This window comes from Shewanella sp. T24-MNA-CIBAN-0130, assembly GCF_040310185.1.
GTDB lineage: Bacteria > Pseudomonadota > Gammaproteobacteria > Enterobacterales > Shewanellaceae > Shewanella > Shewanella psychromarinicola.
The window spans coordinates 67913-92274 of record NZ_JBEOPP010000014.1; the positions used below are offsets into that span (position 1 = coordinate 67913).

Consider the following 24362-nt stretch of genomic DNA (forward strand, 5'->3'; position numbering starts at 1 on the left):
ATAAACCCAAGGGCATAAACGCTAGCATTGAGACTAGATAGCGCTTTGGTGGGTGGCAAATCGATACCGTACGGCAAAGATGGTACTTGCGACAGTAACAATATTAGCGCGTAAAACACGCTTTTACTGAGCGTCAGTAAAACATTAAGTCACAACAATCACGCAGTATAATTACCCTTAAGGGGTTAACAGAAGATAAGTTTGGTTTGAGAGTCACCACGTTATTCTAACCAAAGCATACATTCGGCCCACATTGAATATTGGCCTTAAAGTGAGTCAATCCGCCCTTATAAATATTGATATCAATCACAGTTCACTGATTAAGTAAGCAAAACTAATTTTAGCATTTGCTTATATGCATTGATCAGTAATAAGATATTTCACACATTCAACAGACTATTTTCAAACTGTTTGATATGGTTAATTAATTAGGCCAAGGTATAAGGTTAAAAGTAAAAAAAGTTCAGTGTAAAACAACCAAAAACATACCCCTAAGCCTATTGACCATTGCACTTGTTGATGACAATAGAGCCAGTGATGACTGATTTATCGCCATTATTAACTAGTGCCATAAGCAGATCATCATGTTGAGCGAGTATAAGCGTTAGGTCATATCGAAGTGCTGGATGAACAGAAGTTAAATATTAAGTGCTAAAAAGCATTCAATGCTGTAATAAAATTACATAAGTTACGCTTTTGTGGTCATCATCACAACAAATACAGCCTAAAAGTTGTAATTTTATTTACAAAGAATATTTTGCAAAACTAATTTGTTGAATATTTTTACAGGAAACCACTATGACAGTCACCAATACGCAAGAGCTAGATTTATTAGTAGAACGCGTTGCCAAAGCCCAAGCCGAGTTTGCCAATTTTAGCCAAGAACAAGTTGATATCATCTTTAGGGCGGCCGCTTTAGCCGCTGCAGATGCACGTATATCATTAGCTAAAATGGCCGTAACCGAAACGGGGATGGGTGTATTAGAAGATAAGGTGATTAAAAACCACTTTGCCTCTGAATACATTTATAACAAATACAAAGATGAAAAAACCTGTGGCATTCTATCTGAGGACTTAACCTTTGGTACCATTACCATTGCAGAGCCTGTCGGTATTATTTGCGGTATTGTTCCCACCACGAATCCCACTTCAACCGCTATTTTTAAAGCCCTTATCAGCTTAAAAACCCGTAATGGCATTATTTTCTCACCCCACCCAAGGGCGAAAAACTCAACCACCACAGCAGCTAGAATTGTATTAGATGCGGCAGTGGCCGCGGGTGCGCCTAAAGACATCATTGGCTGGATAGACCAACCGAGTGTTGCACTGTCTAACCAATTAATGACTCATGAAAAAATTAACTTAATTTTAGCTACGGGTGGACCTGGCATGGTTAAAGCCGCCTACTCGTCTGGTAAACCTGCCATTGGTGTGGGCGCGGGTAATACACCGATTGTGATTGACGAAACCGCAGACATTAAACGTGCGGTGAGCTCAATTTTAATGTCAAAAACCTTCGACAATGGCGTAGTTTGTGCCTCTGAACAAGCCGTGATTATTGTGGACAGCATTTACAAGCAAGTAAAAGAGCGCTTTATCAGCCATGGCGGATATATCCTGTCTAAAGCTGAGACCGCAGCAATGCAAACGGTGATCCTTAAAAATGGCGGACTCAATGCTGATATTGTAGGCCAAAGTGCGGTAGCGATTGCTGCAATGGCGGGTTTTGACGTTCCTAGCACCACTAAAGTTCTCATTGGTGAAGTAACTGATATAGATGATGCCGAAGCATTTGCTCACGAGAAGTTGTCTCCGTTATTGGGAATGTATAAAGCAAAAGACTTTAACGAGGCAATGGATAAAGCCGAAGCCTTAGTCACGTTAGGGGGGATTGGCCACACATCAGGTTTATATACCAATCAAGACACCCAAGATGAACGTGTTAAAATCTTTGGCTTTAGAATGAAAACTGCACGTATTCTAATTAATACACCGGCATCTCATGGTGGCATAGGTGACTTGTACAATTTTAAATTAGCGCCGTCGTTAACGCTAGGTTGTGGTTCATGGGGCGGTAATTCAATTTCGGAAAATGTCGGTCCAAGCCACTTGATCAATACTAAAATGGTCGCTAAGAGGGCTGAAAATATGTTGTGGCACAAACTTCCATCATCTATATACTTCCGACGCGGCTGTTTACCAATAGCACTAGAAGAGTTAAGTGATAAAAAACGTGCGCTGATCATTACTGACAAATTCTTATTTAATAATGGTTACTGTAACGAAACCTTAAAAATTCTTAAGGCACAGGGTCTTGAAACCGAAATTTTTTATGAAGTAGAAGCTGACCCAACCTTAACTATTGTACGCCAAGGTGCAAAAGTCGCCCAAAGCTTCCAACCCGATGTCATTATTGCACTCGGTGGTGGTTCGCCAATGGATGCCGCTAAAATTATTTGGGTGATGTACGAGCACCCTGATGTTGATTTTGCCGATTTAGCACTGCGCTTTATGGATATCCGTAAACGTATATACAAATTCCCTAAAATGGGCGTTAAAGCTCAAATGGTTGCCATTCCGACAACCTCAGGTACAGGTTCAGAAGTGACCCCTTTTGCCGTGGTAACTGATGAAGTAACCGGAATGAAGTATCCTATCGCTGACTATCAATTAACCCCGAATATGGCGATTGTTGATCCTAACTTAGTCATGGATATGCCCAAATCACTCACCGCTTTTGGTGGCATTGATGCTGTTACACATGCGTTAGAAGCTTATGTGAGTGTAATGGCAAACGAATACAGTGATGGCCAAGCGCTACAAGCATTAGACCTATTGTTTAAGTACCTACCAGAATCCTATGAGTTTGGTGCAAACGCGCCTGTTGCCCGAGAAAAAGTTCACAATGGTGCGACGATTGCCGGCATTGCTTTTGCCAACGCATTCTTAGGTGTTTGTCACTCAATGGCGCACAAACTGGGTGCTGAGTTCCACCTAGCACACGGCTTAGCTAACGCGCTGTTAATCTCTAACGTGATCCGCTTTAACGCGACGGATATGCCAACCAAGCAAGCCGCTTTTAGTCAATACGACCGCCCTAAAGCACTGTGTCGTTATGCTGCCATTGCGGATTATTTAAAGCTTGGGGGTAAAACCGATGCTCAAAAAGTTGACAAGCTGATTGAAAAAATCGAAGCGCTGAAAACAACCATAGGTATTCCTGCATCAATCCAGGACGCCGGGGTTAATGAAGCAGATTTTATCGCCAAACTGGATGAGCTTGCTGAAGATGCTTTTGATGATCAATGTACGGGTGCCAATCCACGTTACCCGTTGATTAAAGAGCTTAAACAAGTGTTATTGGACAGCTTCTATGGCAGAGCTTATAACGACTAGTCAACTCAATAACAAGCAGTAAGCTTATAACACTGCGCCTTACGAGATAATTATCGTAAGGCGTTTTTTTTATACCTTTGACTGTGTGAAAACCTTACCAAACTACTTTGCTAGCGCCAGCATAACAGCGCTGTGAGCATGAATTTGAGTGGTATCATACAAAGGCACATTGGTATGTTGTTGCTGCACCAGTAAGGCTATTTCAGTACAACCTAAAATCACTGCCTCGGCTCCTTGAGCGAATAATTTATCAATAATACTAAGATAGCATTGTCGAGATTGCAGATTAATCTTGCCTAGGCACAACTCTTGATATATCACATTATGGATTAATATTTGATCGTCTGGCGAAGGCACAATAACTTCGATAGGATAGTTATCGGTGATACGCTGCTTATAAAAATCTTGCTCCATAGTAAAGCGCGTACCCAATAAGCCCACTTTACCGATACCGTCGGCTAACAACGCCTCGGCGGTGGCATCGGCGATATGTAAAATAGGGATAGAGATTTGTGCTTGAATGTCATCGGCCACTTTGTGCATTGTATTGGTACAAATCAACAAAAAGTCAGCCCCGCCCGCTTCAACAGCCTTAGCCGCATTTGATAAATGAATGGCGGTATCGTCCCACAACCCTTGATGTTGCAATATTTCAATTTCAGCAAAATCGACACTGTACAAACAAATTTTAGCCGAATGAAGTCCGCCTAAAGTAGACTTCACCCCTTGATTAATGGCCTGGTAGTAACTCAGCGTTGACTCCCAACTCATGCCACCTATCATACCGATTGTTTTCATATTCACTCCTACAACTGAATAGCAAAAAGTCCCTATAGACATGATTGGCCAGATGGAACCTTACTTCGAAATAACACACTTATATCCTAAGCCGTATTATCGTTATTCAGACTTCGGATAATATAACCTCAATACAAATAAGAGATAAGCCAAACGGATAAAAATCAGCATCTTTGACGTATTGCATTGCTAACTTGCCTAGCGTTTTGCTAACAAGACCCATTTATACGGAAATATCTGCCTATGACAAGTTACTACAACGGCATGAGCTGGACAAAAGAGTTGCTTAATAATCGTTTACTATCTCAAATGCAGCTATCTAGCAATAAGCCCCCTTTCGTGCCGCTATCCACAACTTATCCTATTGTTGTTTAGTAGACTTTATTTGGCTAGATAACAAAAAACCAGCTCATGCTGGTTTTAGTGGCGCCATTGACACTGGCGCTTACTGTTGGTCACTAGTGGCTCAGTTACGACTTAAATGACATTGCACCTAAGTAATCTTTTTTACCGACTTCAACCCCATTATGACGCAAGATTGAATAGGCTGTTGTGATATGAAAATGAACATTAGGGATTGCATGTTCAAGTAAGAAATCGTGGCCGGTAAGGTACTTATCGTTCCAACGATGATGAGTGATCTTGCGGGTTTGGGCACCAACAAAATCTTCTGCTTTAAAAGTGGCTAAATAACCAATAACCGAGGTTATGCGGGTTTGTAATTCTGCCACAGTCGTTTCATTATCTTCATGTTTTGGTGCACGGTCTTGTTGACCCGTTAAACGCGCAACCGATAATTTTGCGGTATCACACGCGATTTGTACTTGGCGAATTAAGTTAAATTGATCTGCTGCTAAACGTGAGTTAAGTAATACCGACATTTCAATCTTTTTAGCACCGGCAAAGTCTTCCCCTTTCGCAAGAATTGAACTTAAGTTATTGAGCATTTTACTAAATTGCACAACCGTTAAATCATAAAACATAGAGAATACCTCTTAAAAATGAATGAGCTTGCATTGTTTTAGGTCTAAAACATCAATAATCGTATACTTATCAACAATAACGCTTAGATTATCAGCAACCCTTAGATTACATCAAACTGAATAATAAGAACTTTACTTAAATTAAATTAACTTAATGATATACACAGTAAACTATCGATAATAAAAAACCAGCATAAGCTGGTTTTTTAGGTCACACAATCAATGTATTACAAAGCCGCCAGGGCTTCTTTACATAATTGTGTAATGCGATCCCACTCTTCGTTATCTACAGCATCAGTCGGTGCAATCCAGCTGCCGCCAATGCAATCAACATTTGATAATGCTAAATAATCTTTATAAGTCGCTGGGCTGATCCCACCAGTTGGACAGAATCGGATCTCAGAAAGTGGGCCAGAGAAAGACTTTAATACATTAACGCCACCCGAGGCTTCTGCAGGGAAAAACTTGAAGTGAGTGTAGCCCAACTCCATACCCACCATAATCTCTGAAATACTCGCGACACCTGGAATTAACGGCACAGTGCCTTTCTTGGCCGCTTTTAATAGATCAACCGTTGCACCCGGGGTAATGATAAATTGCGAACCCGCATCAATAGCTTGTTGTAACTGGGCTTCATTTAAAATGGTCCCTGCACCAACCAATGCTTCTGGCACTTCTTTAGCAATTTTAGCTATCGCTTCTAACGCACATGGAGTTCGTAAAGTGACTTCTAAGACACTAATGCCGCCAGCCACTAACGCTTTTGCTAATGGGACAGCGTGTTCAAGTTTATTAATGACCATGACCGGAACAACCGGGCTGCGTTTAAACACGTCTTGTGGTTGGAGCAACCAATTATTAGGCTCAAGCATATTACAGTCTTCCTTTGTCGTTAATATAATTCATCAATCGCATTAGTACTGCGAGCACCTGTTTCTGGGCTGCTCAAACTGCTACGTAGCGCGCCAAACAACTCACGGCCCATGCCATAACTTGAGTGATGTAAATCCACTATCCCTGCGGTTCTGCTTGCAAGTGTCTTCTCGTCAACAAACAGGGTTAATTCACCCGTTGTAGCATCAACACGAATTAAATCACCGTTCTCAACTTTGGCAATCAAACCACCGTCTAGCGCTTCTGGGGTTAAATGAATGGCTGCAGGTACTTTACCTGATGCACCTGACATACGGCCGTCAGTCACTAGTGCAACTTTAAAACCTTTGTCTTGTAGGGTACCTAAGTAGGGTGTGAGTTTATGCAGCTCAGGCATCCCGTTAGCTTTAGGGCCTTGACCTCTAACAACCACAACACAATCTCTGTCAAGCTCACCCGCTTGGAATAGTGCATCAAGTTTGTTTTGATCATCAATCACAATCGCAGGACCTTCAACTACGCGATTTTTATCGGGCACGGCAGATACTTTAATCACTGCGCGGCCTAAGTTACCTTTGAGTAACTTCAAACCACCGTTATGTTGAAATGGTGTATCAAGGTGAGTTAACACTTCTTTGTCTAAGCTTTCAGTGACACCATCAACCCACTTAAGCTCGCCATCAAGCAAACGAGGTTCTTGGGTATAACGACGTAAGCCATAACCTGCAACGGTATTAACATCTTCATGCAATAGGCCGCCATCAAGTAACTCTTTAACCAACAACGCCATGCCACCTGCTGCATGGAAGTGATTAATATCGGCATGACCATTTGGATATACGCGGGCTAATAATGGTACTGCATCAGATAAATCAGAAAAATCATCCCAATTAACGATAATGCCAGCGGCGCGAGCTGCAGCGACAATGTGCATGGTTAAGTTAGTTGAACCACCGGTCGCGAGAATACCCACAATGCCATTAACTACTGACTTTTCAGAGACCAGTTCACCAATCGGAGTGTACTGTGTACCCATTGCGGTTAGACGGCACACTTGTTTGGCAGCCATTTTGCTTAATTCATCACGTAATGGATCATCAGGATTAACAAACGATGAACCAGGTAATTGTAACCCCATGATTTCAAGCATTAACTGGTTAGAGTTAGCTGTACCATAAAAGGTACATGTGCCGGCGCTATGATATGACTTAGCTTCAGCTTCAAGCAATGCGGCACGATCAACCTGCCCTTGGGCAAATTGTTGACGAATACGCGCTTTTTCTTTATTTGGAATACCTGACTTCATTGGACCAGCAGGCACAAATAACATCGGCAAATGACCAAAGCTTAATGCACCGATTAATAAACCTGGAACGATTTTGTCACAAATACCCAGTAGTAGCGCACCATCAAACATATTGTGCGACAAACCTACCGCGGTAGACATAGCAATGACTTCACGACTCAGTAAGCTAAGTTCCATGCCTGGCTGACCTTGGGTCACACCGTCACACATGGCAGGAACACCTGCCGCGACTTGTGCCACACTACCCACATCCATACACGCTTGCTTAAGCATATTTGGATAAGTTTCATAGGGTTGATGTGCTGACAACATGTCATTAAATGCAGTCACAATACCAATATTGGCTTTCGTTAGCTGGCGTAAAGAATCTTTTGCTACCGGCTGACAGGCTGCAAAACCATGGGCCAAATTGCCACAACTTAATGCACTACGATGAACCCCTTGGGCTTTGGCATCGTTTAACGCGGTTAAATACGTTGATCGAGATTGTTGACTACGAGCAATAATTCTATCGGTGACGGCTTGTACTACTGAATGCATGGTAAAACTCCTTACGCGCTATAGAACACATCAACGGGCGTTTTATGCTGCGCTAATACGGCTCTAATGGGCATTTGGGTAACATCATCATTCTCGAGAGCCTGATGATATACAGTTAATTTTGGTTCTCCGACAAGATGCAAATAAATCTGACGACTATTTAAAATGGCATCTTTAGACAATGTGATGCGTGCATGCGGCGCGGTCGTTGGGTTAACAGCTACACATACCGCTTTGGTATTTAATGCATTATCAAGCTCTGCACTGCAAGGAAACCATGAGCATGTATGGCCATCAGTACCCATTCCCAGTATCACCACATCAAAAGGACGAGGAAAATTAGCTAACGATTCGCTGGTCATATCGCAACCCGCTTCAGGCGTCGCAAACATATTTTTCAAACCGCGAAACTTAGCGCTAGCGGCGCGATTTTGCAGAAAATGCTGACGAACCAATCTTTCATTTGAATTATTTTCATCAGTTTCAACCCATCGTTCATCAGCTAAAGTAATATAAACATCACTCCAGTCAACAAGCTTATGACTTAATAGCTCAAATAATTTCACGGGTGTTGAGCCACCAGAAACCACTAAGCTGGCTTTACCACGGGTATCAACAGCATCTTGTAATTGCCTAGCAATTTTATCGGCCAATTTAGCGTCTAAATCAGCGGGTGTATTGAACGATTTAAATACGGCTTCTTTAATCATGTCTACTCCCTACTCGTCCCAAGAACGACCATCTTTGGTTATCAATGCAACGGATGCAACAGGTCCCCACGTGCCAGCAGGGTATGGTTTGGGTTTTTCGCCACTTTCTTCCCATGACTGAATAATGCCATCGACCCATGTCCACGCTTGCTCAACTTCATCACGACGAACAAACAGCGCTTGATTACCAAGCATGGCTTCAAGTAACAAACGCTCATAAGCATCTGCAATGCGTTCATTTTTAAACGTGTCACTGAAACTTAAATCAAGCTTAGTGGTTTGAAGGCGTTGCTTTTGCTCAAGACCTGGCACCTTGTTCATCATCTGAATTTCAACCCCTTCGTGAGGTTGCAAACGAATAGTCAGTTTATTCGGTGGGAGATTACGGTAACTTGCCCGGTATAAGTTATGCGGTGGATTTTTAAAGTACACCACAATTTCACTGCTCTTAAATGGCATACGCTTACCACTGCGCAAGTAGAATGGCACGCCAGCCCAACGCCAGTTATCGATATCTACACGTAACGCCACAAAGGTTTCGGTATTCGATTGGGTGTTGGCATCTTCTTCTTCGAGATAACCAGGAACGGGTGAGCCTTTTAGGAAGCCAGCACTGTATTGACCCCGAACAGTATTTTCATACACATTCTCTTGATTAATGGGACGCAATGACTTAAGCACTTTTACTTTTTCGTCACGAATACTGTCAGCATCTAAATTGACCGGTGGATCCATCGCAACCAAGGTTAACACTTGTAATAAATGGTTTTGGATCATGTCACGCATTTGCCCAGCGCCATCAAAGTAGCCCCAACGCCCTTCAATACCCACTTCTTCAGCAACCGTGATCTGGACATGATCAATCGTACGGTTATCCCATTTAGAGGCAAATAAAGAATTAGCAAAACGCAGAGCAATTAGATTTTGTACCGTTTCTTTACCAAGATAATGATCGATACGATAGACCTGATTCTCATTGAAGAATTCAGCCACTTGGTTATTAATTACATGTGATGATTCCAAGTCGGTACCAATCGGCTTTTCAAGCACAACACGGGTATCAGATTGAATCAGGTTTTGTGCATGTAAACAGCGGCAGATGACACCAAAAATCGAAGGAGGCGTTGCGAAGTAATTCACCATGACGCGTTTACTGGGTTCAAGTAAATCGTGGAAGGCACGATAACCTTCAGGATCTTTAAAATTGGTACCAATATAATGACAACGACTGAGGAAGCGCGCTAGCGTGGTTGGGCAAAGTTCGTCTTTTACAAATGTATTTAATGCTTTAGTAACGAGGGCGATAAACTCTTCTTGAGTAAATGCGTCTTTTGCTACACCGATTACCTTGGTTTCTTTATCAAGCAATTCTGCTTTATCTAGCTGATATAGGGAAGGTAATAGTTTACGCCTAGCTAAATCGCCTTTAGTACCGAAAAGTACGAAGTCACAAGCCTTGGCTCCAATTGATTTGCCCATTGCTTAAAGCTCTCCTGATTATATGTGTGTGTCATGTTCCAATTTGGTCAATGAATAAATGAATAAAAGCACACTTTTGTTGTAATATAACAACAGAATTTAAATTTTGCATCTTTAATTTGCATTTATTGTATTGTTTTTAATCTAGTCATGTGTATCTATTATCTGCTATGATTTTCTACCAATAACAAAGATTGCGAACCATTTAACCATGATCTTTGTATTGAAAAATAATTCCGGATTACTACCATAAGTAAATAAATAACTTAATTTACGTAATTCCTGTAACTTATGATATAAAATTACATTACCTACTTTTAGCTACTTTCTAGCGGATGCTTGCTTATGAATACCCTTGAAAAGGTTCAAAAAAGCCTTACCCAATTTAGTAAATCGGAACGTAAAGTTGCCGAAGTCATATTAGCCTCACCGCAAACAGCTATACATTCAAGTATCGCCACCTTAGCCAAGATGGCTGATGTAAGTGAGCCAACCGTCAATCGCTTTTGTCGTCGACTCGACACTAAGGGGTTCCCTGATTTTAAGTTACATTTGGCTCAAAGTCTTGCTAACGGTACACCTTATGTAAGCCGTCACGTTGAAGAAGATGATTCACCAGATTCATATACCACAAAAATCTTCGAATCATCAATGGCATCGCTTGATACTGCACGCCAAAGTTTAGACACAGCTGCGATAAATAAAGCCGTTGATATTCTAACTCAAGCTAAGACTATTTCATTTTTTGGTCTTGGTGCCTCTGCCTCTGTAGCCCATGATGCGCAAAACAAGTTCTTTCGCTTTAATGTACCAGTGATATGTTTCGATGATGTGTTAATGCAGCGCATGAGCTGTATTAACTGCAATGAAGGCGACGTAGTGGTATTAATTTCGCACACTGGCCGGACAAAATCACTGATTGAAATAGCCCGTATCGCTCGTGAAAATGGCGCCGCAGTCATTGGTATTACAGCCCGTAATTCGCCACTTTCTCTTGAATGTACATTACCTGTAACAATGGAAGTGCCCGAAGATACTGATATGTATTTACCAATGGCATCGCGCTTAGCGCAACTGGTTACCATAGACGTATTGGCAACAGGGTTTACCTTACGCCGAGGCCCTCGTTTTCGTGAAAATTTAAAACGCGTTAAAGAAGTATTAAAAGAATCTCGAGTGAACAAGGATTTGACTATTTAAATTGATGGCCGATTAAACGAAGATATTACGGATGATCAGACATTGTTCGTTTGAGGATCGATTAACTCAACATCTATCGTCAATCGACACAACGCCGAACTCATTCTCATTTATACAGTGAATTTTGCACAAATCTTACAAGATAACTGGTAAATAATTACACAATTTAGTTATGTTTAATCGTGTAAATTATCATGCATCGCAATCAAATATTGTTCATAAAGCCAAACGGTTTATTCTGTTTGGCTTTTTTTATTGCAAAAATCGCTGATCTGTCACATAAATTACACATTAAAAACGATCTTTTTGTTTGTAACTTTACTACATTTGTTGAGAATGTCTGTTAATATAGTTACATCATTTAAGTGCCGAGATTGCTTAAGCACTTTAAATAACCAAATTCTATTTAACACAAAATCTTTCTTATCATTAACGGAGTATCTTATGTTCCGCAGAACTAAAATCGTTACTACACTAGGGCCAGCAACTGATCGCGATGACAATTTACGTAAAATTATCGTGGCAGGTGCTAACGTTGTTAGACTTAACTTCTCACACGGTTCACCAGAAGATCATTTAAAGCGTGCTACAGATACACGTAGGATTGCTAAAGAATTGGGCAAACACGTCGCTATTTTAGGTGACTTGCAAGGGCCTAAAATTCGTATTTCTACCTTTAAAGATAACAAAAAGATCAAGCTTAACTTAGGTGATGCTTTTATCCTTGATGCTGATTTAGCAAAGGGCGAAGGTGATGAAACTCAAGTAGGTATCGATTACAAGCAATTACCTAATGATGTCGTTATTGGCGATATATTAATGCTTGATGATGGCCGAGTGCAGTTAAAAGTTGAACGTGTTGAGGGTAATAAAGTCTTCACTAGCGTTACAATAGCAGGCCCGTTATCAAATAACAAAGGCATCAACAAAAAAGGCGGCGGCTTAACCGCTCCTGCCCTCACTGAAAAAGACATGGCGGATATCAAAACAGCTGCGTTGATTGATGTTGATTACTTAGCAGTATCGTTTCCTCGAACGGGTGCGGATCTTGATTTAGCACGTTCGTTAGCACTTGAAGCGGGCAGTAAAGCATTAATTGTCGCTAAAGTTGAGCGTGCAGAAGCGGTTGAATCTGACGAAGCTATGGACGATGTTATCCGAGCATCAGACGTCGTCATGGTTGCTCGTGGTGACTTAGGTGTTGAAATCGGCGATGCGGCACTTGTTGCTGTACAAAAACGGTTAATTCAACGTTCGCGTCAACTCAACAAAGCCGTGATCACTGCAACACAAATGATGGAATCAATGATTTCAAGCCCAATGCCAACACGTGCTGAAGTGATGGACGTGGCTAACGCAGTGTTAGACGGTACTGATGCAGTGATGCTCTCAGCAGAAACCGCTGCGGGCGATTTCCCTGAAGAAACCGTTATGGCAATGGCTAACGTTTGTTTAGGCGCAGAGTTACACCCAAGTGTAAATGTGTCTAAGCACCGTATGGATGAACGTTTCTCTTCAGTTGAAGAAACGATAGCACTATCAACCATGTATGCTGCTAACCACTTGCCAGGTGTTAAAGCGATTATTTCGTTAACGGAATCTGGCGCGACAGCTAAATTAATGTCACGTATCAGCTCTGGTTTGCCGATTTTTGCATTATCACGTCATCAAAAAACATTAGCTAGCATGGCTATGTTCCGTGGTGTACAGCCTATTGAGTTTGATTCAACAGCTTATCCTGCTGATGAATTAGCTAAAGAAGCATTAAACTGCATGGTTAACGCCGGTTATTTGGTCAGTGGTGATCTGGTACTCATGACTAAAGGTGACGCGATGGAAACGATCGGTGGCACTAACACTTGTAAAGTACTTATTGTTGCATAATCAACAACTACGCGTAGCGAGTAACACTCAATAGTTTTTATATTGTGATTATCTCGTTAACCCTAAAGCCAGTCTTCGGATTGGCTTTTTTTATGGGTTAAATTTAGAACGCTAGTAATGAACCGCCTATCCCCCCTAAATTCGCCTATCCCTCCCTTGTTGTATTTCTAACAATGTCTGTTTATCGCTTTGTTGTAATGAAAAAAAACCCCGACAGAGTCAGGGTTTATTTGGCGCCAATGATTTACATCAAAGACTGACATAAAAGTAATCAACTTACATTATAGCGTCTCAAAGTCATTGACGTTAATAGCGGCTAAGCGCAATTCATCTGCTTCGACAAGCTGTTTATGTTCAGCTTCAGTGATAATGTCTTTTGCTAACGCTACGTCAAATAACTCAAGCATTGGAAGCTTGGATTTTATATGACCGCTACGTTGAGCTTTCTTCAACTTTTTATACAGCTCTTTTGCAGCATATTTGGCTAAGAAAGCTTGCTCTACTTCCGCAATACCACTTTGGTCATCTTCAACATCACTACAAAGGAAAGTGATTCGGTCTCGTGCAGGTCCAGGCTTTAGCATACCGGTCACTAAATCAATCGCCAACTTGTCGCTTGGTGCGCTAAAGTGATTCCCTAATGGAAAAATCAATACTCGCAGTAATACTGCCGCGATTTTGCTTGGGAAATTATGGATAGCATCATTCAACGCTTTAGCCGCTAAATGTAAACGCTCCGTCATCACATAATGCACTGCAGGTAAATCATCTTGTTGACGACCATTATCTTCAAACAGTTTCAACGTGGCAGACGCTAGGTATAGCTGACTTAATACATCCCCCATACGTGCAGAGAGCATTTCTTTACGTTTAAGGTCGCCGCCCATGATCAACATCGAAACATCAGTCATGATGGCAAGTGATGAAGAGATACGCGTCATATCACGGTAATATTGCTGCGTCGGACCGCTCACTGGCGCACTGGCAAAACGACTGCCCGTTAACGCATTACCCAATGATCGTAATGCGTTACCGATCGCATAACCTATGTGTCCCAGTAAAAGAGAATCGAAACGGTCTAATGCCGATGTCTCATCTTCCATCGCCGCGGCTTCCATTTCAGCCAAAACGTAGGGATGACAGCGCGTTGCACCTTGGCCAAAAATCATCAATGACCGAGTCAAAATGTTTGCACCTTCTACGGTAATTGAAATAGGAGTTGCCATGTATGCATGACCTAAATAGTTTTTAGGTCCTAATTGGATACCTTTACCCGACTGAATGTCCATTGCGTCTTCTAATACATCACGACCTAACTCTGTCATATGGTATTTAGCAATTGCGGTAACCACAGAAGGTTTAACTTTTAAGTCGATACCTTGAGTGGTTAAACGACGGGCGGCTTCAAGCTGGTAAGTATTGGCAATAATACGCGCCATAGCCTCTTGTACGCCTTCAAAGTGACCGATTGGCATACCGAACTGTTGACGAACATAACTATACGCTGTGGTCGTTTTAGTGGCCACATGGCCAGATGCAGTAGCAAGCGCAGGTAATGAAATACCACGTCCTGCAGACAAACATTCAACCAGCATACGCCAGCCTTTACCCGCAAACTGTGGTCCACCAATAATCCAATCTAATGGAATGAATACATCTTCACCACTGGTAGTACCGTTCATAAACCCCATCATTAATGGATTATGACGACGACCGATTTCAACGCCTTGATGATCCGTTGGGATCAACGCACAAGTAATACCTAGGTTTTTAATCTCACCTAACAAACCGTCAGGATCGCGCATTTGGAATGCTAACCCTAATACTGTCGCTACAGGTGCTAAGGTAATGTAACGCTTGTTCCAAGTTAAACTTAAGCCTAATGTCTCTTCGCCTTCAAACTCACGGCGACACACAATACCCAAGTCAGGGATTGCGCCAGCATCACTGCCCGCTTCTGGACCCGTTAACGCGAAACAGGGAATATCTTTACCCACAGCTAACGATGGCAACCAACGCTCTTTTTGCTCTTGAGTGCCGTAATGCGTTAATAGCTCACCTGGGCCTAAAGAGTTAGGCACCATAACGGTAACGGCAGCACTGACACTGCGGGTGGCAATTTTAGCCACAATCGTTGAGTTTGCATAAGCTGAAAATTCACGCCCGCCGTACTTTTTAGGAATAATTAACGCAAAAAAGCCTTGTTCTTTAAAATATTGCCATAACTCTGGCGGTAAATCTTTACGATTATGGACAATATCGAAATCGTCAATCATGGTTAATGCGGTTTGTACTTGATTATCAATAAAGTCTTTTTCTTCTGCACTTAACGTTGGTTTACCATAACTGTGTAAGGTGTTCCAGTTTGGTTTTCCGCGGAATAACTCACCTTCCCACCAAACATCACCGGCTTCCATTGCTTCTTTCTCGGTACTCGACAATGGAGGCAACACTTTTTTGAAAAATGAGAATACTGGACGCGTGATAAATTGCATCCTGATATTACGTACGCCAAAGAGGACGATGATCGCTATAATAAGCAATATGACGATGGTCATTTTATACCTTCTTAGTTTGTTAACACAGGGACAGCAACACCAGCTGCCATGTAGGGGATAACTTTACGAATAATGGCTTCAATATTGTTATGTTCACCATAATCTGCCGCGGCAATTTCATTTAAGGCATCTGCAGAAGCCATAGTGAACACAATAGTTCCTAAAGTGAAATGCAAACGCCAAAACATTTCAGCCGCGGGAATATGCGGAACGCTGGCTGATACAGCTTGAACAAATGTGGCTAAATGTTCGCCATAGTGTGTGGTGATAAACCAGCGCAAATGCCCTTGGCTTTCTATGTAACCTCGGCCCAACAACTGTAAGAAAATAATCGTGCCGCCGTTACGTACCTTATTCAATTCAAGTAACGGGTTAATTAAAGCAGAAAAAATCTCGTTTAGTGATGCATTTTCAGGCGCATTATGTAAACGATTAATCTCTATCGAAGCGCTTGGCATAAACACATCTAAGTATCTTGCTAATACAGCACGAATTAATTCTTTTTTCGAACCAAAATGGTAATTGACCGACGCCAAATTGACTTCAGCTTTACTCGTAATCAGTCGTAACGACGTTTCAGAAAAACCTCTTTCAGCAAACAACTTTTCAGCTGCATCGAGTATTCTTGTTTTTGTATCAGTACGACTTGCCATTCCAAGACCCAAGTTAATTTAAACACCTGTTTAAATTAATCATTGAGCGCACAGATGTCAATCGAAATTGTTAGCTTTCTTTGTTTATGCAAACAACAAAAACAGTAACAACCGCATCAGATTGTTAACTTATATGCAAAGTTTGCTATTTTTCGGTACACTCATTACGACAAGAAAAACAAGGATGCAAACAAATGAATTTGCCTTTAAAACGACCGTCCCAAATTGCACTTATTGTCTCAATCGCATTAGGATTGTGTGCGTGTAACGACACGACTGTCACCACTGAGGCTGCTGATGAAAAAACAGATATCGCAGCCGCAATAAATTTTGTTAACCGCGCAGAGGCTGATTTAGCCAGTTTATCGATTGAAGCTAACCGTGCAGAATGGATCTATTCCAATTTCATTACAGATGACACCGCGGCTTTATCTGCTGCAATGGGAGAAAAAGTAACCTCCACATCAGTGCGCTATGCAACTGAAGCGGCCAAATACGCTAACGTAGATTTAGACCCTGTCAATGCACGCAAGCTTAACAGCCTTCGCAGTAGCATAGTATTACCCGCTCCACTTGATGCAGCTAAAAATGCCGAGCTGGCTAGTATCGTCTCACAGCTCAATGGACTTTACGGCAAAGGTAAATATTGCTTTGCTGACGGTCGCTGCCTTACTCAACCTGAGTTATCTAATATTATGGCAGAGTCAAAAGACCCTGCTTTGCTTTTAGAAGCATGGAAAGGTTGGCGTGAAATAGCCAAACCCATGCGTCCGTTATTTGAACGCGAAGTTGAATTAGCCAATCAAGGCGCAAGCGATCTAGGTTATACCGACTTGTCTGAACTGTGGCGCAGCCAATACGACATGGAGCCTGAGGCATTTTCAGCAGAACTTGATCGGCTCTGGGCACAAATAAAGCCGCTTTATGACTCATTACATTGCTATGTTCGCGGCGAATTAAACCAACAATATGGTGATGACGTTGCGCCAAAGACGGGCCCTATTCCAGCGCATTTACTGGGGAATATGTGGGCTCAACAATGGGGTACTATCTATAATAGTGTTGCACCTAAAGATGCAGACCCTGGCTATAACGTGACCGAACTATTAGCCCAAAACGGCTATGATGAAATTAAAATGGTAAAACAAGCTGAAGGTTTCTTCACTTCACTTGGGTTTGGCGCATTACCAGAAACATTTTGGACCCGTTCAATGTTTGTACAACCTCAAGGCCGTGATGTGGTGTGCCATGCATCGGCGTGGGACTTGGATAACCTAGATGATATCCGCATTAAAATGTGTATTCAGAAAAATGCTGAAGACTTTAGTGTTATTCATCATGAATTAGGCCATAATTTTTATCAACGAGCCTATAAAAACCAGCCTTTCATCTTTAAAAACTCAGCAAATGATGGCTTCCATGAAGCGATTGGCGACACAATAGCCTTATCTATTACGCCTAAGTATTTGCAGAAAATTGGCTTACTTGAAACGGTCCCCGATGCGTCTAAAGACATTGGATTATTGTTAAAGCAAGCATTAGATAAAATTGCCTTTATGCCTTTTGGGTTAATGATTGATCAATGGCGCTGGCAAGTATTTAACGGCACCATCAAACCGGAGCAATATAACCAAGCTTGGTGGGAGCTACGTGAAAAATATCAAGGTGTTAAAGCACCCATTGAGCGTACTGAAGCGGATTTTGATCCTGGTGCTAAATATCATGTCCCAGGCAATGTCCCCTATACGCGTTATTTCTTAGCCCATGTACTGCAGTTCCAATTCCATAAAGCACTGTGTGATATTGCAGGTGACACAGGTCCTGTTCACCGTTGTAGCATTTATGGTAACAAAGCAGCAGGAGCTAAACTGAATCAAATGCTCGAAATGGGTGCCAGCAAACCTTGGCCTGAAGCGCTTAACGTTGTGACAGGTTCAGACAAAATGGACGCCAAAGCAGTGTTAGATTACTTTGCCCCTTTGCAAGTCTGGTTAGATGAACAAAATACACAGGCAAACCGCCAGTGTGGCTGGTAACCCTCGATGTGATGACCGATTGTTTCAGCGACCGATTGTAGCGATTGGTTGCAGTGACTGATGCAAATAAACGATCATTAAGAGGCCGCTACTTCACATCTAATTTTTTCACTTAAAATAATGGCGCTAGTCAATAATAGCGCCATTATTTTATATAAATACTCTCGATTTAATGTAAACCTATCTAAAACCACGACCTTTTCTATTCAACTCGCCATTTTCAATTCTTTTTTGCTGTGATTTTTTTAGCATCACAAATAGCGCGCCGACCCCGCCACATTCTTTTGTGGCAGAATGATACGCGGTAACCGGCTCGATAAATTGTAACCAATGACATACTGCAGATTTCATTAATGCTGCATAAGGTTTGCTTTTATAACCCTTACCATGAATAACCAGTATGTTACGTTCTCCGTGTTCATAAGCACTTAATACGTAATTAAGTAAACTTTCACGGGCCTGTAAAAGCCGATATTGATGTAAATCCAACACAGTATTGAATCGATATTTACCCAGTCGAAGTTGTGTAAACACTTCGTCTTGAATGCCATCCATTTTATAGCTCACCACATCGTCGGGCTTAAGCGGTTTGAATAAATAAGGATCGGTGGGCAATAACGCTAACAACTCATGTTGCTCTGCTGCCGCTCGCTTTGCCAGTTGAGCATCTGTTACTCTTAATGGATTAGGCCATGTTTGGGCAGTCTGTGTTTGATGTTGATGTTTAATAGGAGTCACATCGGCCATTTCTTGTAAGAATAATGGGTCATCACTTAACAACATATGGACCTCCTACATACTTTGTAAAGATTCTACGCTTTAGCAAAGTTGATGAATAAATTATAGTTACGGTTACGGTATCGCTTCAATTATTGATTTAGGCGACAACTGCCTTGAAAAACACCGTTAGCTAAAAAGAGAACTAATCCTTGAAAAAAATATTGACCTTATTGAATGCGCCATGGTCGTCTCTACTTCTGCTAGCAGTGGGTTTGAGCGGAATCACGTTGAACGTTTATGCCGCAGAGTCGATCCCTCATCAGACGTTGAATGCTAATTTTACAAAATTGACTCAAGCTTTTGAACAATTAGATTTAACCGCCATTGAGCAAATATACACTGACGATGCTGTGTATATTTCTGAAACACAAGACCGAGGCATCATTAGCGGTAAAGAAAACATTTTAGATCTGTATAGCCGATTTTTTAATAAGATTAAAACTAAACACGCTAAACTTGAAGTCGACTTTCGTGTACTTGTACGTTATAGCGAACCAAATAGCGCAACCTACATTGGTTATTATTTAGTGCGGTTTCACCCAGGAAAAGAGTCTGGTGAACCGATCAGTGAGTTTGCCGGTAAGTTTGTGACTGTTTTTACCAAAGACAGCAAGCAACAATGGAAAATTAGCGTCGACTCTAACACTCACGCCGCGCCCCATTTTTACTATGATGCGAAACCGGTACCGAATCTATATTATGGTCGGCAATTTATTGCTGCAGCCGCAAAATAATAAACTTGATGAAGAATAATGATTTATTAGACGCTAAATCGACACACTGCCCCTGTGGCAGTTCACGTCCCTACGAGCAATGCTGTGAGCCATATCATTTAGGTCGTGCTGTGGCAGAGATACCAGAGCGTTTAATGCGGTCTCGTTATTGTGCCTTTGTGTTGCGTCATTTCCGCTATTTGATTGCGACGCATCATCCACAATATTTACACGGTTTGACTGAACAACAACTTGCCCAAGGTAAAACCCAGTGGTTGGGTTTAGTGGTAATGTCATCGACACAACAATCTGAATATGGCGAAGTAACCTTTAAAGCTTGGTTTATTGAAAACAAACACATTGATGCTATTTATGAGTGTTCGTCATTTATCAAACAAGATGGCCATTGGTTTTATACTCACGGACACCAAATGCAAACTCGGTTACCAGGCAGGAATGACCCTTGTATCTGTCATAGCGGCAAAAAATTCAAACAATGCTGTGCTAAGCGCACGGGTTAGCAACGGTGAGTAATACGCTACCCATCCGCTTAAAAATAAGCCTAGTTGCTGATGTCGTCGAATAGCTCGTTGCAGAGCAATAGTGAATTAATCTGCTATTGATAAATAAAAATTGAGTAAAAGACGCTGTGAAAAGGCTATTTAGCATTTTGTAGAATACTGCTTAAAGATAATTTCAATCATTACCCGTAAAAATCTTATGCTCCACAAGGATGAAATACGACGACTCAGCCAACATGTTGCTCACTTAATGCCTGTTGGTGTCGTTTCATCTCATGGGCATTAATAAACAAGGCAAAATCATTAACACGTATAGCTGGGCTATATAAAAACCCTTGAGCATGATCGCAAGCGTTCAATGTTAAAAACGCTTCCTGTTCTTTGGTTTCAACCCCTTCAGCGGTTAACGAAATATTCAGTGCTTTAGCCATCGCGATAATCGCACTGACAATCTCACGGCTTTCGTGGCTAGAACAGATATCCATAATAAATGAGCGATCTATTTTTAATTTCGAAATGGGGAATTGCTTAAGGTATTTCATCGAACTGTAACCTGTACCAAAATCATCAATCGCTAAACCGACACCTAATTCGGCCAATTCATGACATAACTTAATTGCATAGCGAATATCTCCCATGAGTTCAGTTTCAGTTATTTCAAGGATCAAAGTCTTAGGCTTAATACGATAGCGCGTAACGAAACGCCAAACTTGTTCATACAAGTTACCGCTAAAAAATTGTCGCGCGGCAACATTCACATGCATCGCAATGTTGACATCTTTATGCTGCCACAAATTCAATTGCTTACAGGCCGTTTCTAATACCCATTCACCAATTTGATTAATCATCCCGGTTTGTTCTGCTATTTCGATAAACGCACCTGGATAAAGCACCCCTTTTTTAGGGTGATGCCAGCGAATTAATGCTTCTGCACCAATATACTGATTATTTTGCAGATCCATTAAGGGTTGATAATACAACTCAAACTCTCGACCGCGAATAGCGTGGTGTAAATCATGCTCTATCTCTGCTTTAGTGTTAAAAGCTTCAAGTAGCGCTTCATTAAAGAATTGATAATGAATATCATTGTTTTTCTTAGCAACTTGTAACGTAATATCAGCACAAGATAACGGGTTGAACAAGCCGACTACTGACTTGATATCGACTACGGCAATGGCGGGTCTAGGTTCTACTTTTTCTCGATAGATGACTGATGAAGCGGCCAGATTCATGTAAAGCTGGCTGATCATTTGTTCGACATCTGTATCCGGTAACATCGGCGGCAATAATACAGCAAATTCATCGCTACCTATTCTGGCGACATCAATAGCGTTGGAAGTCTCTGCAAAATATTGTAAACGTCTTGCCGTCTCAATTAATAAGGCGTCACCTTGTTCATGGCCATGAGTATCGTTAAAACGCTTGAAGCCTAATAAATCAATAAGAATTAATGTACCTTCAGTAGCGCTATCTAGAATGGGGGTAAAATGGCTACGATTGTGTAGTCCTGTTAATGAACAATGCCATGCCAAACGCTCTAATTCGGCTTTGTGTAAATATTCTGCGGAATTATCGTAACTAGACACAAGCGCATAATGCTTACCTTGTTCCGTTACAAACGGCGTAACATGATAATTTATCCAATATTCACTACCGTCAATTCGCGCCAATTTAAGGTCGCCTTTAACGATCTCGCTATTACGTAATTTATTGATAACCTGGTCAAGCAGTTGTGGCGTATGCCTAAACACATCGAGGTTTGAAGCACTATGATGTTCAACCGAAGAACGGGGTAACCCGGTCATTTTTTCGTGGGCACTGTTAACATACTCAATAATACGACTATCGGTATTCACCAGCATGACAACATGTTCTGATTGCTCGGTAGCATTTCGCAACATATAAACTTGTTCATTGCGATCATAGGTATAGCGCGTAGATAACGTTAACGCCAATTGATCAGCACATTGAATAGCAAACTGAATATCAGATTTTATCCAACGGGCCTCTTCACAGCTTTCCACCGACAAAATGCCCTCTATATGGCCATTTATTCGGATGGCAATATCGATACTGGTGGCAATGTTGTGGTGTTGGTAGTACTCAGAAAATGTTTGAACTAAATTTATATGCGTGCTGTCGGTGGATAAAATATATCGATGGGAACGTAACTCATTAAAATATTGAGGGTCAATGGTCATTTGTCTCAAATGAGATAAATGACTCAGTTTGTCGTTAACCTTGCTTGCGACTAAAGTATGCTCACAGATAAAATCGTCATCGTCAGCAAAGCCGTTACTATCGTTTTTATTTCTCAATGACCAAACAGATACAAATGACGCAGCGAAATATTCTCGCAGCTGTTGGCATACCAACTCTGCGGTTTTTTTGAAATCACCTTGTTGTTTAGCACTGGAATTTACAATTAATTCCAATAAATGCTGTTGCTCTTTTCGATTCATTTACATTCCGAAAAAATGGCTTCATCACTCTAAATCTTTAACATTATTAACTCAGTACACTTATTATTATTTTCTGATATTCACAGCGTGAGTCAACATATAACAGCAATGCACCGGGAGCGAAACTCGCGTTAAAAACATTTAGAATATTAGATTAGCATAAGCTACTATACCTTTGGTTAAGTAAAGCAGATTACACCCGATACTCTAAAACAGCAATCCTTTGGTAATATATTGTTACGCTTAATTAGGATTGTTGACACACGATGCTCACTCCCATAAAAAGTGTTTAACAACAAACACGTAACACGTTTTTATTTTCATTACAAAGTGCCATAAATCTAAAGTTGATTTTCAAGTTGAAAAATCATCTTCTCCACGCTATAAGCGAAATCAAGCTTCAAAGCAATAGTGTTATCCTCATCAACAATCTCAGCTTTTGTATCAGTAAAACGTTGTTGTGCTATTTGCTGCATAGCTTGTGCTTGCAACAATGCATCGTCACCGACAAAACTAAGCATCAATAAAGTATCTTCTGCTTCAACGACGGCACCAATATCAACATAACTACCACATTCCGCACAGGTGTCATTGACATTACCTTGTTGCTGTTTAATTTTCTCAATCATTACTCACCCCATCAGTTTGTTTAACGTCGAACCACAAATATAACCCAATTTTGGCTGAATTTTATTTGCCATGCTCACAATTACCAAAAATATTCACTCTATACTATCTAAGAGTAACAGCACCGTATTAACCCTAAGCAGTTAAGCCAACTGTAATGATAAGGTATTTGAAATCTTACGTTGTGTATTGAGCTGATCCAGAAAATGCATCTCTTCTATTGGAGTATGTTGTTGGTAAGCATTAATGGCTTTATTTTTAGTCAGGTAATCACAGTTACTTAAGACTTCAACCATCGCATCTGGTTGAGAGCCTCTAATCACAAGCGCTTCTGGCGTTAATGCTTGTTGAAGTTGAAACTGCCTTGCCCCTTGCTGCTGAAACACAATAGCGTTATCGATAGTGTCCGGGTGGACTGATATATCATCAACCAGTAATTGCGCTGGCGGTACCGCAAACTGTCTTCGTAGCTTTTGCGTGCTCTCTATATCATTATCCAATTGAAATTGAGCCATATCAACGGCATCAACCGACAACATAGCCAATAGCAAACCAAATTCACCGCGACGATTATGTTCAATCGCGACGTTTAATCGGTTCCCTATTTGTAATTCATTGACTAATGTTGATTCAATTTGCATATAAAAACATCACTACTATTGCTCGATGCTAATTTATCGACCAAACAGTCATAAACTTTAGCAATATATTCAATTTTACACTTTACATATAAAAGGTTTCTGACTACTATGGCGGCCGCAATTGAGGAGGGGTTCCCGAGTGGCCAAAGGGATCAGACTGTAAATCTGACGGCTCAGCCTTCGAAGGTTCGAATCCTTCTCC

Annotated in this window: 18 protein-coding genes; 6 read left to right on the forward strand and 12 right to left on the reverse strand. The window is 41.3% G+C overall.

Annotated elements, in window-relative coordinates:
- The first annotated feature begins 798 nt into the window (after positions 1–798).
- A complete protein-coding gene (gene adhE, locus AAEZ02_RS08340) occupies positions 799–3396 on the forward strand; it encodes a bifunctional acetaldehyde-CoA/alcohol dehydrogenase (RefSeq protein ID WP_124011499.1) in 2598 nt (865 codons plus the stop codon).
- A gap of 102 nt (positions 3397–3498) precedes the next feature.
- Here adhE and AAEZ02_RS08345 read toward each other — a convergent pair whose 3' ends face one another.
- The 6 genes from AAEZ02_RS08345 to zwf all read right to left on the reverse strand — a co-directional run bounded on the left by AAEZ02_RS08345 (position 3499) and on the right by zwf (position 10085).
- Positions 3499–4194, reverse strand: coding sequence for an aspartate/glutamate racemase family protein (locus AAEZ02_RS08345; protein WP_124011500.1), 696 nt, complete (start codon positions 4192–4194; stop codon positions 3499–3501).
- Between the two features lie 470 nt (positions 4195–4664).
- Complete coding sequence (locus AAEZ02_RS08350; RefSeq protein WP_124011501.1) at positions 4665–5177, reverse strand: DUF1993 domain-containing protein; 513 nt, start codon at positions 5175–5177, stop codon at positions 4665–4667.
- 227 nt (positions 5178–5404) lie between these two features.
- Positions 5405–6049, reverse strand: a complete 645-nt coding sequence (locus AAEZ02_RS08355; RefSeq protein ID WP_101031725.1) for a bifunctional 4-hydroxy-2-oxoglutarate aldolase/2-dehydro-3-deoxy-phosphogluconate aldolase — start codon at positions 6047–6049, stop codon at positions 5405–5407.
- 20 nt (positions 6050–6069) lie between these two features.
- Entirely contained in the window at positions 6070–7896 is a 1827-nt protein-coding gene (edd, locus tag AAEZ02_RS08360) for a phosphogluconate dehydratase (RefSeq protein ID WP_124011502.1), read from the reverse strand.
- An 11-nt stretch (positions 7897–7907) separates the two neighbouring features.
- The gene (gene pgl / locus AAEZ02_RS08365) at positions 7908–8606 is read right to left on the reverse strand and encodes a 6-phosphogluconolactonase (RefSeq protein ID WP_124011503.1); all 699 of its coding nucleotides are present in this window, start codon (positions 8604–8606) and stop codon (positions 7908–7910) included.
- A 9-nt stretch (positions 8607–8615) separates the two neighbouring features.
- Positions 8616–10085, reverse strand: coding sequence for a glucose-6-phosphate dehydrogenase (gene zwf, locus AAEZ02_RS08370; RefSeq protein ID WP_124011504.1), 1470 nt, complete (start codon positions 10083–10085; stop codon positions 8616–8618).
- Between the two features lie 345 nt (positions 10086–10430).
- On the opposite strand from zwf, the gene AAEZ02_RS08375 reads away from it, so the two are divergent.
- Positions 10431–11285: a MurR/RpiR family transcriptional regulator gene (locus AAEZ02_RS08375; RefSeq protein WP_124011505.1), complete on the forward strand. Its 855-nt coding sequence runs from the start codon at positions 10431–10433 to the stop codon at positions 11283–11285.
- Between the two features lie 444 nt (positions 11286–11729).
- On the forward strand, positions 11730–13169 hold the full coding sequence (pyk, locus tag AAEZ02_RS08380) for a pyruvate kinase (protein WP_124011506.1): 1440 nt from the start codon (positions 11730–11732) through the stop codon (positions 13167–13169).
- Positions 13170–13450: 281 nt separating this feature from the next.
- On the opposite strand, the gene AAEZ02_RS08385 is transcribed toward pyk, so the two are convergent.
- Positions 13451–15727: an acyl-CoA dehydrogenase gene (locus tag AAEZ02_RS08385; RefSeq protein ID WP_124011507.1), complete on the reverse strand. Its 2277-nt coding sequence runs from the start codon at positions 15725–15727 to the stop codon at positions 13451–13453.
- A gap of 11 nt (positions 15728–15738) precedes the next feature.
- Positions 15739–16380: a TetR family transcriptional repressor PsrA gene (gene psrA, locus AAEZ02_RS08390; RefSeq protein ID WP_124011508.1), complete on the reverse strand. Its 642-nt coding sequence runs from the start codon at positions 16378–16380 to the stop codon at positions 15739–15741.
- Positions 16381–16574: 194 nt separating this feature from the next.
- Between psrA and AAEZ02_RS08395 the strand changes: the two genes are divergently transcribed.
- Positions 16575–18416: a M2 family metallopeptidase gene (locus AAEZ02_RS08395; protein ID WP_124011509.1), complete on the forward strand. Its 1842-nt coding sequence runs from the start codon at positions 16575–16577 to the stop codon at positions 18414–18416.
- A 180-nt stretch (positions 18417–18596) separates the two neighbouring features.
- On the opposite strand, the gene smrA is transcribed toward AAEZ02_RS08395, so the two are convergent.
- Positions 18597–19199 (reverse strand): DNA endonuclease SmrA, encoded by a 603-nt coding sequence (gene smrA / locus AAEZ02_RS08400; RefSeq protein ID WP_124011510.1) that lies wholly within the window; start codon positions 19197–19199, stop codon positions 18597–18599.
- A gap of 146 nt (positions 19200–19345) precedes the next feature.
- Between smrA and AAEZ02_RS08405 the strand changes: the two genes are divergently transcribed.
- Both AAEZ02_RS08405 and AAEZ02_RS08410 read left to right on the forward strand, forming a co-directional pair.
- Complete coding sequence (locus AAEZ02_RS08405; RefSeq protein WP_233768532.1) at positions 19346–19930, forward strand: YybH family protein; 585 nt, start codon at positions 19346–19348, stop codon at positions 19928–19930.
- An 8-nt stretch (positions 19931–19938) separates the two neighbouring features.
- Positions 19939–20430 carry a YchJ family protein gene (locus AAEZ02_RS08410; protein ID WP_124011511.1) on the forward strand — a complete coding sequence of 164 codons (492 nt, stop codon included), beginning with the start codon at positions 19939–19941 and terminating at the stop codon, positions 20428–20430.
- Positions 20431–20657: 227 nt separating this feature from the next.
- Here the strand turns inward: AAEZ02_RS08410 and AAEZ02_RS08415 are convergent, their stop codons facing one another.
- The 3 genes from AAEZ02_RS08415 to AAEZ02_RS08425 form a co-directional block, all read right to left on the reverse strand.
- Entirely contained in the window at positions 20658–22892 is a 2235-nt protein-coding gene (locus tag AAEZ02_RS08415) for a bifunctional diguanylate cyclase/phosphodiesterase (protein ID WP_124011512.1), read from the reverse strand.
- A gap of 341 nt (positions 22893–23233) precedes the next feature.
- Positions 23234–23521: a DUF406 family protein gene (locus tag AAEZ02_RS08420; RefSeq protein ID WP_101031749.1), complete on the reverse strand. Its 288-nt coding sequence runs from the start codon at positions 23519–23521 to the stop codon at positions 23234–23236.
- Positions 23522–23662: 141 nt separating this feature from the next.
- Positions 23663–24160 carry a VC2046/SO_2500 family protein gene (locus tag AAEZ02_RS08425; protein WP_101031751.1) on the reverse strand — a complete coding sequence of 166 codons (498 nt, stop codon included), beginning with the start codon at positions 24158–24160 and terminating at the stop codon, positions 23663–23665.
- Positions 24161–24362: the final 202 nt, after the last annotated feature.

Coding starts and splice junctions, on each gene's coding strand:
- adhE (WP_124011499.1), top strand. CDS start 799: ATGACAGTCACCAATACGCAAGAGCTAGATTTATTAGTAGAACGCGTT.
- AAEZ02_RS08345 (WP_124011500.1), bottom strand. CDS start 4,194: ATGAAAACAATCGGTATGATAGGTGGCATGAGTTGGGAGTCAACGCTG.
- AAEZ02_RS08350 (WP_124011501.1), bottom strand. CDS start 5,177: ATGTTTTATGATTTAACGGTTGTGCAATTTAGTAAAATGCTCAATAAC.
- AAEZ02_RS08355 (WP_101031725.1), bottom strand. CDS start 6,049: ATGCTTGAGCCTAATAATTGGTTGCTCCAACCACAAGACGTGTTTAAA.
- edd (WP_124011502.1), bottom strand. CDS start 7,896: ATGCATTCAGTAGTACAAGCCGTCACCGATAGAATTATTGCTCGTAGT.
- pgl (WP_124011503.1), bottom strand. CDS start 8,606: ATGATTAAAGAAGCCGTATTTAAATCGTTCAATACACCCGCTGATTTA.
- zwf (WP_124011504.1), bottom strand. CDS start 10,085: ATGGGCAAATCAATTGGAGCCAAGGCTTGTGACTTCGTACTTTTCGGT.
- AAEZ02_RS08375 (WP_124011505.1), top strand. CDS start 10,431: ATGAATACCCTTGAAAAGGTTCAAAAAAGCCTTACCCAATTTAGTAAA.
- pyk (WP_124011506.1), top strand. CDS start 11,730: ATGTTCCGCAGAACTAAAATCGTTACTACACTAGGGCCAGCAACTGAT.
- AAEZ02_RS08385 (WP_124011507.1), bottom strand. CDS start 15,727: ATGACCATCGTCATATTGCTTATTATAGCGATCATCGTCCTCTTTGGC.
- psrA (WP_124011508.1), bottom strand. CDS start 16,380: ATGGCAAGTCGTACTGATACAAAAACAAGAATACTCGATGCAGCTGAA.
- AAEZ02_RS08395 (WP_124011509.1), top strand. CDS start 16,575: ATGAATTTGCCTTTAAAACGACCGTCCCAAATTGCACTTATTGTCTCA.
- smrA (WP_124011510.1), bottom strand. CDS start 19,199: ATGTTGTTAAGTGATGACCCATTATTCTTACAAGAAATGGCCGATGTG.
- AAEZ02_RS08410 (WP_124011511.1), top strand. CDS start 19,939: ATGAAGAATAATGATTTATTAGACGCTAAATCGACACACTGCCCCTGT.
- AAEZ02_RS08415 (WP_124011512.1), bottom strand. CDS start 22,892: ATGAATCGAAAAGAGCAACAGCATTTATTGGAATTAATTGTAAATTCC.
- AAEZ02_RS08420 (WP_101031749.1), bottom strand. CDS start 23,521: ATGATTGAGAAAATTAAACAGCAACAAGGTAATGTCAATGACACCTGT.
- AAEZ02_RS08425 (WP_101031751.1), bottom strand. CDS start 24,160: ATGCAAATTGAATCAACATTAGTCAATGAATTACAAATAGGGAACCGA.